Annotated in this window: 13 protein-coding genes; 3 read left to right on the forward strand and 10 right to left on the reverse strand. The window is 50.4% G+C overall.

Annotated elements, in window-relative coordinates; all coding sequences use genetic code 11:
* Positions 1-212: 212 nt before the first annotated feature.
* Entirely contained in the window at positions 213-941 is a 729-nt protein-coding gene (locus V5J35_RS03525) for a BamJ family beta-barrel-assembly machinery protein (protein ID WP_354009930.1), read from the forward strand.
* A 70-nt stretch (positions 942-1,011) separates the two neighbouring features.
* Here the strand turns inward: V5J35_RS03525 and V5J35_RS03530 are convergent, their stop codons facing one another.
* The 10 genes from V5J35_RS03530 to argR form a co-directional block, all read right to left on the reverse strand.
* Positions 1,012-1,599, reverse strand: a complete 588-nt coding sequence (locus V5J35_RS03530) for a PqiC family protein (protein ID WP_354009931.1) — start codon at positions 1,597-1,599, stop codon at positions 1,012-1,014.
* Positions 1,596-2,582: an MlaD family protein gene (locus V5J35_RS03535; RefSeq protein ID WP_354009932.1), complete on the reverse strand. Its 987-nt coding sequence runs from the start codon at positions 2,580-2,582 to the stop codon at positions 1,596-1,598. Before V5J35_RS03535 ends, V5J35_RS03530 begins: the two co-directional genes overlap by 4 nt.
* 39 nt (positions 2,583-2,621) lie before the next feature.
* The gene (locus tag V5J35_RS03540; RefSeq protein WP_354009933.1) at positions 2,622-3,419 is read right to left on the reverse strand and encodes an ABC transporter ATP-binding protein; all 798 of its coding nucleotides are present in this window, start codon (positions 3,417-3,419) and stop codon (positions 2,622-2,624) included.
* Between the two features lie 5 nt (positions 3,420-3,424).
* Positions 3,425-4,558, reverse strand: coding sequence for an ABC transporter permease (locus V5J35_RS03545; RefSeq protein ID WP_354009934.1), 1,134 nt, complete (start codon positions 4,556-4,558; stop codon positions 3,425-3,427).
* Between the two features lie 107 nt (positions 4,559-4,665).
* A complete protein-coding gene (locus tag V5J35_RS03550) occupies positions 4,666-5,640 on the reverse strand; it encodes an ABC transporter ATP-binding protein (RefSeq protein ID WP_354009935.1) in 975 nt (324 codons plus the stop codon).
* Positions 5,641-5,650: 10 nt separating this feature from the next.
* On the reverse strand, positions 5,651-6,655 hold the full coding sequence (locus tag V5J35_RS03555) for an ABC transporter ATP-binding protein (protein ID WP_354009936.1): 1,005 nt from the start codon (positions 6,653-6,655) through the stop codon (positions 5,651-5,653).
* Positions 6,656-6,778: 123 nt separating this feature from the next.
* The gene (locus tag V5J35_RS03560) at positions 6,779-7,684 is read right to left on the reverse strand and encodes an ABC transporter permease (RefSeq protein ID WP_354009937.1); all 906 of its coding nucleotides are present in this window, start codon (positions 7,682-7,684) and stop codon (positions 6,779-6,781) included.
* A gap of 21 nt (positions 7,685-7,705) precedes the next feature.
* Complete coding sequence (nikB, locus tag V5J35_RS03565; protein ID WP_354009938.1) at positions 7,706-8,632, reverse strand: nickel ABC transporter permease; 927 nt, start codon at positions 8,630-8,632, stop codon at positions 7,706-7,708.
* Positions 8,633-8,795: 163 nt separating this feature from the next.
* Positions 8,796-10,310 carry a glutathione ABC transporter substrate-binding protein gene (locus V5J35_RS03570; RefSeq protein WP_354009939.1) on the reverse strand — a complete coding sequence of 505 codons (1,515 nt, stop codon included), beginning with the start codon at positions 10,308-10,310 and terminating at the stop codon, positions 8,796-8,798.
* Positions 10,311-10,549: 239 nt separating this feature from the next.
* On the reverse strand, positions 10,550-11,008 hold the full coding sequence (gene argR / locus V5J35_RS03575; RefSeq protein WP_354009940.1) for a transcriptional regulator ArgR: 459 nt from the start codon (positions 11,006-11,008) through the stop codon (positions 10,550-10,552).
* A 167-nt stretch (positions 11,009-11,175) separates the two neighbouring features.
* Here argR and V5J35_RS03580 point away from each other — a divergent pair, with 167 nt between their 5' ends.
* Complete coding sequence (locus V5J35_RS03580) at positions 11,176-11,910, forward strand: ATP-binding cassette domain-containing protein (RefSeq protein ID WP_354009941.1); 735 nt, start codon at positions 11,176-11,178, stop codon at positions 11,908-11,910.
* Positions 11,911-11,981: 71 nt separating this feature from the next.
* On the forward strand, positions 11,982-12,743 hold the full coding sequence (locus V5J35_RS03585) for a lysine/arginine/ornithine ABC transporter substrate-binding protein (protein WP_354009942.1): 762 nt from the start codon (positions 11,982-11,984) through the stop codon (positions 12,741-12,743).
* The last annotated feature ends 25 nt before the right edge of the window (positions 12,744-12,768 follow it).

Here is a 12,768-nt window from a genome sequence, read left to right on the forward strand (position 1 = left end):
CAGTAAGGAGAGTTTTCCTCTCCTTACACACTGTCTGTTCCATGTCAAAAACGTGTCAACATCAATAAAACTGCAGATAAACGGTTCAACAATAGACACCTATGTGCGATTATTCGCATCTTATTGATTTTGGTAACCGGTGTTTTTCCTCACGTGTTTAACATCGGGCTTGTGATTCCTGCTCCCTCTGCAGGACACTTTGGAGATAAAGAGTGAAACAGATTCTCAAGATTTCAGCACTGGCGGCTGCCGTTGTTCTGGCAGGTTGTAACCAGCAAAGCGCAACTGACGCTGAAGCTAAACTGGATACACCTGAGCAGACTTCTGCTTACGCTATGGGAGCCTCCATGGGCAGCTACGCCCAGCAGACTCTGGACAGCCAGGATGAACTGGGTCTGAAAATGGATCGCGAGCTGGTCATCAAAGGTTTCGCCGATGCCGTTAACGGCAAGAGCCAGCTGGATGAAGAAGCTATTATCTCCGCCCTGCAGGAACACGATCAGGCTCTGCGTCCTCTGATCGAAAAGCGTCAGCAGGAAATGATGGAAGAAAGCCGCCAGAAAGCAGAAGACTACCTGAAAGAAAACGCTGAAAAAGAAGGCGTTAAGGTCACCGAATCCGGCCTGCAGTATGAAATCATTGAAGCTGGCAAGGAAGATGGCAAGAAGCCAACAATGGAAGACACCGTGACTGTTCACTACACCGGCAAGCTGATCGACGGCACCACCTTCGACAGCAGTGTTGAGCGTGGACAGCCAGCGACCTTCCCTCTCAGTGGCGTGATCGAAGGCTGGCAGGAAGGTCTTCAGCTGATGCCTGAAGGTTCTAAATACAAGCTGACGATTCCGGCTGAACTGGCCTATGGTGACCGTCCGGCGGGCTCCATTCCTCCTGGCTCTGTTCTGGTATTTGATGTCGAGCTGATCAAGATTGGCGAATAATAGCCAGTAATACCAAAAGGGTTTTCAACTTCGGTTGAAAACCCTTTTTTTATCGCTGTCGTTTTTCCGCTCAGGAACCTGACTTCAGGCTTTCTGACTTAAGGCTCTGTTGCAGGTCATCTGAAAATTGCTGTAACTGCTCGCTAATGGCTCTTGCCAGTTCAACAGCAGAAGGCTGTTCATTGATGGTCGCCTTATAACGATTCACACGACGCTCGCCATTTATGCGCCAGCTGACTTCCAGTTCCAGCTGCTGACCTTTCAACATCAGGTTCTGTACCTCTGCCTGAATATCGGTATCCGGCCTCTGACTCCGCAACCAGGGACCATGAAATACATCAGCCTGAGGGTTTTTACGTTGCAGATTCTGGGTCAGCACCCGGGTCATTGCCTCTGCCAGAGGTTCACCCCAGCGATCCAGGCTGAGCTGATGCAACTGAAATGCATCATCGGTGTAAGCCATATGACTGCGATCCAGCCAGGCAGGAATGGCAACCGGCATAACCCCAACCGAACCTGTCAGCCCGCTTTCCTGCCGCTCTGCCATTGGCTGCAGGGTGTAATAACGATAGGGTACCGAACTGGCACAACCTGCCAACAGCATCATTATGAGCGCAGCCAGCAATACAGCAGATGGGCGATACAACACAGCTTTCATTGTTTTCCCCGGTTTTTCCCTGATACCAGAGCATTAGGCTGCTCTTCCAGCATTTCAGCCAACCCCTGAACAGCCCTTGCCGAGCGCCCCAGATCAGTGGCACTGCGTTCCAGCTGATACATCAGTGGCGAATCCGGAGCCACGGTATCGGACAGCAGTTCAATGGTTTCATCCATAGAGTCCAGCGTCTGAGTCAGAGTCTCCAGCATTCTGTTAATGTTGTCGTTTGTCTGCGGGAAGCCATCTGCAATGGTTCTGGACATTTCTTCCATCCCCTGCGCCATGCCAACAAACTCATTGCGCATATCCGTCATGCTGGTTCCCATCTCGCCTGCCATCGTCTCAAATGAGCGCATGGCTTCGTTAAACTCTGCGGGCAGGTTTTTGAAGGCCTCGGTACTGGTCACCTCTTTAAGGTTCTTTGCCAGTACACCCAGGTCAGTCATCAACTCCGGCAGATTCATATTCTGAAATTCCTGCGCAAAACTTTCGAAATCACTGGGTACCGTCGGAATCTGTGGATACCGGGTTTCAACATCCACTTTCCGGGGGTGAGCATCTTGATAGAAGTCAACTTCCATATACAGAAGCCCGGTCAACAGGCTTTGTGATTTAAGCTTAATGCCCAGCCCACGATGATACAGCTCCTCCAGACTCAACTCAGGTTTAGCTTCATCTGAAGAAACAATCGTATCAGGGTAGATATCAACATAGACCGTATTCAACACCAGGTGAGAGTCATCATAGAGCTTGGCCTTGATATCAGCCACCTCACCAATCTTGACGCCTCGCAGGGTCACTGGCGCCCCGACATTCAGACCCATAATGCTTGTGTCGTATATAACGACCATGCGTTCCCTGTTTCTGCCTGAGAGCTTGCCCTGGTTTACAAACACGATAAGTGCTGTAATCAGGGCAGCCATAGCCAGCATGAAAATGCCAACCATAATCGGGCGGGATAGTTTATTAGCTGTGCGACTCATTACAGCCTGTCCTTACTCCTTAGGTCATTTTGGTGAAAGTCATACAGGATTCGAAGGTACTTCACCACGGGATAAAAATTCACGCACCAGGGGCTGCTCACTGTGCCTGAGCATATAAGACGGCGCCCCGGTATCAAGCTGGGTTCTGGATTGGGCATCCAGAAAAACACCATTATTGCCAATCGCAAATATACTCGCCAGCTCATGGGTAACAATCACCACTGTCGCTCCGGACGACTGGCTCAGTTCCAGTATCAGGTCATCAAGACGTCCGGCACTGAGAGGGTCAAGTCCAGCGGAAGGCTCATCGAAGAACAGAATCTCAGGGTCCAGTGCCAGCGCCCTCGCAAGCCCTGCCCGCTTGTTCATGCCGCCACTGATTTCTGATGGGTAATAGTTCTCATAGCCTGCCAGACCTACCAGGGCCAGTTTATAGGCCACGCGGTCGCTGATTTCAGCCTTGTTCCAGTCTGTGTACTGCTGCATCGGCAAGGCGATATTTTCAGCCAGGGTCATGGCGCTGAACAGAGCGCCGCCCTGATAGGTCACACCCCAGCGCATGCGCATTGATAACTGTTCATCTTCACAGGCAGAAAAATAGTCCTGACCATGATAAAGAATCTGTCCCCGGGCAGGAGAATAAAGGCCAATCATGTGCTTTAGCAGTGTACTTTTACCACAGCCACTGCCGCCCATTATGACAAATACGTCGCCTTTATGGACATTGAAATTCAGGTCTTTCTGAATCAGTTTGTCGCCGTATTGTAACCTGAGGTTTCGTACTTCAATGGCATTGTCACGAATAAAATTGTCACGATTTGAATTGATAGGGTTCATGTCGTTTAAATGCCCAGATGGAAGTACAGGATGTTCAGCCCCGCATCAGCGATAACCAGATAAACAATCGCGGTCACCACCGCAGCCATCGTCGCCTGTCCCACCGCTGCCGATGACCGCCCACATCTAAGGCCGGCATAACAGCCGGCAAAACCGATCAGGCCACCAAAGACAACACTTTTGACGACGCCGGTCATCACATCCATCATCGAAAACGCCTGGGATAACTGGTAGTAATACATTCGTGGCGTAATATCCATACTGACAGCCACCATAGCGCCCCCGAGCATCCCCAGAATATTGCTGTAAATCACCAGCAGAGGCATGGCAACTATCAGGGCGAGCATTCTGGGCAAAACCAGATAATCGACAGGTTTGATGCCCAGCGTTGTCAGTGCATCAATTTCCTCATTAACCTGCATGGTACCCAGTTGTGCAGCATAGGATGCGCCAGTGCGTCCGGCCATAATAATAGCAGTCATCAGAGCGCCCATTTCCCGCACCATGCCCAGCCCCACCAGGTTAGCCACATATACCTCTGCGCCAAACTGCCGCAATTGCACTGTCCCCAGATAGGCAAGGATCATTCCTACCAGAAAGCTGAGCAGGGTAACGATAGGAACGGCTGACGGCCCTGCCTGATGCAGAAAATTAATACCATCAGACCAGCGTGCATCGCTGCGCCCCCGAATCATGTTCTGAAGACTGAGCCCGACTTCCCCGAAAAAACGCAACCAGTCCTTAATCCATCCCAGGCTCTGACGAAAGACCTGAAAGTAATCAATGTACTTTTTATTGTCTTCCTGATTAGGAGGAACACTGGTAGCCAACTTTAGCAGCGACTGGATATCATCAGGCAGTTGGCGAACATCCAGTGTGCAGTTGTGACTCTGGCAAAGCCGTTGGCAGTAAAGGATAAATGCCATAGTGCCGGAGTCCCAGCGAAAGCCTTTACCTTCGGCAAAGTAGATAACCTCGATTTCTTCCTGCTGCAAAACATCAGATAATTGTTGCTTAAATGGCTGAACAGGTGCGTGGGTCCAGTCGCCACTCAGCTCAAAACAGGAAGACAAACGGCGATCGTTATCTGACTTCAGAGTCTGATGACTGTCGTCTGGAAAGAAGGTCGGGGAAATCATTCAGCTCAGTAATGCCAACGGAAAGAACTGAACGAAGAATATAGACTATTGTCAGTGCGGTAAACCGCACTGACCTATGTTTACATTGGTGTAAACCCTTTGAATCACTAATGGGTAAAACGATCCAGCTGGCTACATGCAACAAAATGATTATTGCCAATATCACGCAGTGGCAGATCACCGGCTGAGCAATCATCAGTCGCATATTTACAGCGCCCGGCAAAGCGACAACCCGGAGCCGGATCAATGGGTGAGGTTATTTCTCCCTGCAACACTTCACGCTCCATCATCTGATCCAGGTCCGTCGTTGGAATGGCTGATAAAAGCGCTCTGGTATAAGGGTGGGATGGTCGCTCAAACAGTTCCTTTGCCGTTGCTTTTTCAACCATCTGCCCCAGATACATCACCGCAATATCATCAGAGAAGTGTTTAACGACAGAGAGGTCATGGGTAATAAAAATATAAGTCAGTCCCAGCTTGTCCTGAAGATCCTGCATCAGGTTTAACACCTGAGCCTGAATAGAAACATCCAGCGCCGACACAGGCTCGTCACAAATAATAAATCTCGGGTTCAGTGCCAGCGCCCGGGCTATACCAATACGCTGTCGTCTTCCTCCGTCCAGTTCGTGAGGGTATGTGTTGACCAGACGCCTGCTCAACCCCACCAGATCCATCAGTTCCTCAACCCGTTCGGCGAGTTCAGCCTTGTTTTTCACCAGTTTGTGGATAATCAGTGGTTCACCAATAATCTCACTGGCGGTCATACGGGGGTTCAGGGAAGCAAAGGGATCCTGAAAGATAATTTGCATATCTTCCCGCAGCAGCCGCATCTGCTTTTTATCCAGGCTCCGGATATCCTGCCCTTCAAACAGAATTTCTCCTTCGGTCGCCTCAAGCAAACGCAGGATCACACGGCCGGTAGTGGACTTGCCACAACCTGACTCTCCAACAATCCCCAGCGTTTTGCCTTTTTCAATGGAAAATGACACACCATCAACGGCATGCAGTTTACCTTTTGGCGTATCAAAGTGTTTTTTCAGTCCTCTGACTTCAAGCATGATTTCAGACATAGCTTCAGACATAGTAATTTCCTTATCCCGCCTGTTCGAACGCTGGCTGGCACAGATGACAACTGACAAAGTGATCACTTCCACTGGTCGCATTAACCGGTTTCGGTGAAACCTTGCCACAGAGTGCTGTCGCATCCGGACAGCGTGGATGAAACTTACAGCCTTCGGGCAGGTGGGTTGGGTCAGGCATCAGTCCTTTTATAGGTATAAGACGATCGGCGTTTTTATTCAAATCGGGTATGGAGCCGAACAGTCCCCTCGTATAAGGGTGCTGGGTATTTTTATAAACGTCACGAATTGGCCCGCTTTCAACGATTTCACCTGCGTACATAATGGCGACTTTATCGCATACCTGCGCAACCACACCAAGGTCATGGGTAATCATTACCATGGCCGTGTTGTATTTCTGCTTCAGCTCTTTCATAAGATCCAGAACCTGCGCCTGAATCGTTACGTCCAGTGCCGTTGTCGGCTCGTCAGCAATCAGCAGGTCGGGGTTGCACGCCAGGGCAATCGCAATGACCACACGCTGCTTCATGCCACCGGAAAACTGATGGGGAAATTCACTGTAACGCCCGGCAGGGATACCCACCATTTCCAGCATCTCTTTCGCCTTGTCAACGGACCGGGCTTTATCGACATCCTGATGAATCAATATCACTTCAGCAATCTGATCACCCACACTCATGACCGGATTCAGGGAGGTCATGGGGTCCTGAAAGATCATGGAAATATTGTTGCCACGGATGGTTCGCATCTGTTCTTCTGGCAGGTCCAGCAGGTTCTGTCCATCGTACACGACCTTGCCACTGGTAATGCGACCTGGCGGGTTGGGTACCAGCCTCATCAGTCCCAATGCCGTTGTGGTTTTTCCCGCACCGGTTTCACCGATCAGCCCAAGGGTCTCTCCCTTTTGCAGCGTCAGGTTAAGGTGACTGACGGCACGGGTAACTTCCCCATCGACTTCATAGACGATGCTCAGGTCTTCAACTGACAGCAAAGGCTGTCCATTATTATTTCCAGACATACTACATTCTTGTCCTTGTCATTCTTTACGACATTGGACTGCCGTGTTGGGTATTACCCAAGGGCATAAACGCATTCGCTCGACCCAACCTACACAACACGTCAATGTCATTGAATTCATGCACTAGTGCTTCAGGCGGGGATCCAGCGCATCGCGCAAACCATCACCCAGCAGGTTCAATGCCAAAATCGTAATCATAATGGCCAGTCCGGGGAACGTGGTCACATGCCAGGCATGACGCAGATACTGACGACCACCGGCAAGCATTGACCCCCACTCAGGCTCGGGGGGCTGGATGCCCAGACCTATAAAGCTCAGGCCAGCGGTTGACAGAATAGCCAGCGCCACCCCCAGCGCCCCCTGCACAATAACCGGAGCCAGTGAATTAGGAATGATATGGCGAAAAATAATGCGCGCGTCACTGGCACCAATGGCATGTGCCGCCTCTATAAACTCCTGGTCCCGGATTGACAGCACCGAGGCCCGGACAACACGGGCAAAGGTCGGAATATTGGAAATGGCTATTGCCAACATCAGGTTCGTCAGGTTGGCTCCCAGTGCAGAGACAATAGCGATCGCCAGCAGAATACTGGGAACCGCCAGAAAGACATCCATGATTCGCATGATAATGTCGTCCAGTCTGCCACCGTAATACCCGGCAACCGCCCCCAGCGCACCACCAATAACGATGGAGATGCCAACCGACAGAACCCCCACCAGCAACGACACTCTTGCGCCATGAATCAGGCGGGCAAAAATATCCCGGCCAAATTCGTCGGTTCCCAACCAGTACTCGGCGCTGGGACCCTGAAGCCGGTCTCCCAGGTTCTGGGCAACCACCACCGTTTCATAGTCGGCAATCACACCGGCAAACACCGCCACAAAAACGACGATGGACAGAATAAACAGCCCCAGCATAGCCATTTTGTTACGCTTCAGGCGTTGCCAGACTTCCAGCCAGGGACTGCGTTTTTTTGGTGCAGCTCTGGAAGGCTCTTCACAAGTTTCCAGAGTCATTTCCTTCGACATAATCAGCTCTCCCTGTAGACCTTAAGCGTATTGAGACTTGATGCGTGGATCGACATAACCGTAAAGGACATCAACCAGCAGGTTAACCAGAGTAAAGGCGGCGGCCAGAAACATCACAGCTCCCATCACCATTGGCGTGTCTTTCTGGCGAATGGCATCGACCATCATCCTGCCAACGCCCGGCCATGAAAAAACCGTTTCCGTCAGCACAGCACCGCCAATCAGGTTGCCAAACTGCAGGCCAATGACAGTAATGACCGGAATCAACGCATTCTTCAGGGCGTGTTTGTTAATCACCACATTCTCGGCAACGCCCTTTGCCCGGGCAGTACGAATGTAGTCCTGACGAATCACTTCCAGCATGGAAGAACGGGTCATGCGGGTAATAATGGCTGCCGATCCGGTTCCCAGAGTAATGGCGGGCAGAATCAGTGAACTCCAGTCTGAATACCCTCCAGACGGCAGCCAGCCCAGATTAACGGAAAAGACCAGTATCATCATAAGGCCCAGCCAGAAGTTGGGCATCGACACACCCAGCAATGCCATCAGCATCGAGCCACTGTCGATAAACGAGTACTGACGTGTTGCCGATAGAATCCCCACCGGGATACCAATCAATATGGCAATCAATGTCCCAAGGGTTGCGAGAATGAGGGTGTTAGGGAAGCGTGAAAATATTTCATTGAATACATCGCGGCCAGAAGAATAGGAACGACCAAGGTCGCCCGTTGCGGCATTCCCTACATAACGGGCATAACGCATGACAAAAGGATCATTTAGCCCCATTTCTTCCCGGAGTGACTCTACCGCATGCTGCGGTGCATTTTCGCCCAGAATGAGCTGTGCCGGGTCCCCCGGAGTAAACGACATGATGGCAAAGACCAGCAGGGATACACCGAGCAGTACCGGTATCAGCTGGAACAGCCTTTTCAGAATAAAATTATGCATGAATCACCAGACAGCAACGGCTTGAACGACATCAGGAGCCTGTCGCTTAAACCGATATAGGTGTTGATTTATTGTTAGTTTCTGACAGTTATCAGTTTCAGGCAGTGGTTAGTTTCAGGTAATAGCGCCGACAGGCACAAAGCCTGCCGGACATCTGAACAGATCAGCCTTCAAAGCGAACGCCGCGAAGTTTGTGGTGGCCGGCAGGTGCCAGCTCAAAGCCTTTCACATTTTCCTGCATGCCCGCATTCTGGAACTCATTGAAAATAGAGATCGTTGGCAGCTCTTCCTGCAGGGTCATCTGAATATCACCATACAGCTTCCTGCGCTCCTCCATATCGCTGGATACCCTTGCCGCTTCCAGTCTGGCGTCAATCTGCGGGTTGCTGTAGAAAGACCGGTTACCCGCACCGCCCTGGGTGTTGGAATTGAACAGGGCATACAGACCATAATCAGCGTCACCGGTCACTGTCACCCAGCCCATCATAAAGGTCTCATGGTCGCCACGGGAGGTGCCATCGAGGAAAGCGCCCCATTCAACGACGTCAATCGCCATATGGATGTTCAGTTCACGCAACTGCGCCTGAATCACCTGGGCAATCTGAATACGAACCGGGTTGTCGCTGACCCACAGGGTGGTGCTGAATCCGTCTTCATAGCCTGCTTCTTTCAGCAGCTGACGGGCCTTGTCGTAGTTTTGCTCGTACTGTTTCGCTTCAGGACTGTGACCGAATACACGGGTACTGATCGGGGAATTTGCAGGCAGTCCACCGCCCATGATGACAGCATCGATAATATCCGGCGTATTAATGGCATAGGCAATGGCCTGACGCACTTTGACATTGTCGTATGGCGCCTTGTTAACATTAAAGCCAAAGTAGGTAATCGACAGGGATTCACCCTCAATCAGCTTGAGGTTTTTGTGGTTGTTAACCGTATCCTTATCGATCGGTTCGATATCGTAAGCAATATGAACCTCTCCCGTTTCCAGGGCGATGGCACGGTTAGTCCCTTCGGCAATGTTGCGGAAGATGGCATTAGGCACTTCCTGCCTGCCGCCGTAGTAATCATCAAAAGCCTTCAGCGTAACACTGTCGCCTACAGACCAGCTGACAAACTCATAAGGGCCAGTACCTACAGGGTTCTGCCCGTAGTTGTCGCCTGCCTCAGTAACGGCTTTTTCATTAAGAATGGAAGATGCGGTATGGGTCAGGTGATACAGCAACGGACCGAAAGGTTCACTGGTGGTGACTTTTACACGGTAATCATCCACCACTGCGATCGATTCGATAGCACCCACAATATGGGCCACTGTCGGCGATGCAATCATACGATCAAGGGTGAATTTCACATCGGTAGCTTTCAGCTCTTCACCGTTGTGAAACTTAACACCTTTTCGTAAATTAAAGAGTACTGTCGTATCGTCCAGCTGCTCCCAGGACTCTGCCAACCCGGGAACAATATTCATATCAGAATCGGTTTCAACCAGCTGGCTGTATATCTGAACAGCCACACGTGAAGAGGGCTGATCATTGGTGGCATGAGGGTCCAGCGTTTTAGCGTCTGACCTCTGGGCAACAATAACCGTGTCTCTTACCCCTGCGGTATCCTGAGGGCTACTGCAGGCAGCCAACAGCATTGCCGCACATGAGGCAATAGCTACCTTGAGCTTTCTCATCTTTATTCTTCCTTTATCTATTTTTGTTCGGGCAACTTGATAAGCAGCTTTACACCCCGAAATAGGATGTAAGCGCAATCTATCTCGCCCAACAACGAAAAGGCAATACGGAAGATACTGTTTTTAAAAGACTTTTGATCTGTGGCAATTTTAATTAATGGGTTTTGCTGTAGCGAACGGATGTGCTTCAGCGGAAGTTACGGGACTGCAATGCAGTCCCGTCTTACTAATGTATACGTCTAGTTAAACAACTCTTCAATACTGTCCTGTATGGCGATGATTTCCTTCACATTGGCAGGCGCAACAAAGATGGTATCATCACCGGCCACACACCCCAGAATACCTTCGGCCCGGCTGATGGAGTCCAACAACCGGGCCACCATTTGCGCAGCACCCGGACTGGTCTTGATAACAATAAGGGAACCATTGTTGGCTACTTCCTCGACCAGGTCACGAACGGAAATATTAGCATCCAGCTTACCCATTTCCGGTGGCAGACAGTACACCAGGTCGTTACGGGCATTGCGAGCCCTGACTGCTCCGTGACGGCTCAGCATCCTTGATACTTTTGACTGGCTGATATTATCAAAGCCCTGTTCCTGAAGCACACTGACTATCTGGCTCTGGGAACCACAGCTCTCGTCCTTCAGCAACTGTCGGAAAGCTTTTACAAGGTCTTCCTGTTTTTGACTGGCCATACTATTCCTGAAAACTTTTCCTAAAAACTATTCCAAAAACTATTCCAAATACTGCTTTCTGTATAAAAAACCGCAGTAATTGAATAGTTATTCAAATGAAACTTGATTTCAAGCACCGTAGTATAAGAGAATCTACCAACATTCATAATCAAAGAAACTTACAGGCAATGGGCATTGAAGTACAAAGCCTCAGTAAATCATTCGGTTCTTCTGAAGTTCTGAAAGAGATCAGCTTTTCCATTCCCAAAGGAGAGACAACGATTCTTCTGGGCGCCAGTGGAGCAGGAAAAAGCACTTTGCTACGTATGCTGAATCTGCTGGAAACCCCGGACACCGGCTCTATGGAAATTGCCGGTATGTCGTTTCAGTTCCACGACAGGGCCGATAAACAACTGAAGCAACAGGCGTGCAGCCTGAGAAAAAAAGTCGGCATGGTATTCCAGCAATACAATCTCTGGCCACACATGACCGTACTGCAGAACCTGATAGAAGCCCCTGTCGTCCAGGGTGTTCCAAAAGAGCAGGCAGTTAAGCAGGCCCATGAACTTCTGCAGCGCATGGGGCTGGGGGACAAGACTGAAGCCTGGCCTTCATCCCTGTCCGGAGGCCAGCAGCAGCGGGTTGCTATCGCCCGGGCTCTGATGCTGTCACCGGAGATCCTGCTGTTTGATGAACCCACAGCAGCACTGGACCCGGCCATCACCAACCAGGTAGTGGATATCATTAAAGAATTAAGCGACTCCGGCATAACAATTGTTGTTGTAACCCACGAAGTTGAATTTGCCAAAAAAGTCGCCAGCCGTGTGATCTATCTGGAAGACGGACACATTGTTGAAGACGGTCCCGCCAGTCACTTCTCCCAACCGGAAACTGCTGCATTCAAGGCATTTCTGGAACATTAAACCAGAAGCCTGACCGGCTTCAGGATAAGTCATACCGATAACACGAGTCATACCAGGAACAGGGGTATCGAATGAAAAAGTTATATGCCATCGCCGTAACCACTGGCGCATTAGCTCTGGGAAGTTTACAGGTTCAGGCCGCTGAAACCATCCGTTTTGGCACCGAAGCCACTTACCCGCCTTTTGAGTTTCTGGACGAAAATAATGAGCTGACCGGCTTTGACATTGATCTTGCAAAGGCCATCTGTACAGAAATAAAAGCAGAGTGTACGTTTAACAACCAGCCTTTTGACAGCCTGATTCCAAGTCTGAGATACCGTCGTTTTGACGCGGTGATAGCCGGTATGGATATTACCCCGGCGCGTCAGAAGCAGGTGGATTTCAGCATGCCTTACTTTGAGAACTCAGCTTCTTTTGTGGCGGCCAAAACCAAACCATTCAAGTCCGCAGATGACCTGAAAGGCAAAGCCGTAGGTGTGCAGAACGGCTCAACCTTCCAGACTTACATGATCGACAAATTCGAAAAGCAGGGTGTGACCATTCGCCCCTATGAAACCATTCAGAATGCTTTTCTGGACATGACCAACGGTCGCGTGGATGCCGTGTTCTCTGATACAGCCGTTGCCAACGACTGGCTGCTGGAACGGGGTGAAGGTGATTACGGCCATCTTGGTGAAACCATCAGGGACGCAGAATATTTCGGTGTCGGCTATGGTATTGCTGTACGTCAGAATGATCCTCTGAAAGAGCGGATTGACAACGCCCTGACCACGCTGAAGAAAAACGGCACCTGGCAGGCGATTCATGACAAGTACTTTCCAGAAGCCAGATAAACCGGGTAACGACTATTTTTACGGA

It is taken from the genome of Endozoicomonas sp. NE40 (assembly GCF_040549045.1).
Classification (GTDB): Bacteria; Pseudomonadota; Gammaproteobacteria; order Pseudomonadales; family Endozoicomonadaceae; genus Endozoicomonas_A; species Endozoicomonas_A lisbonensis.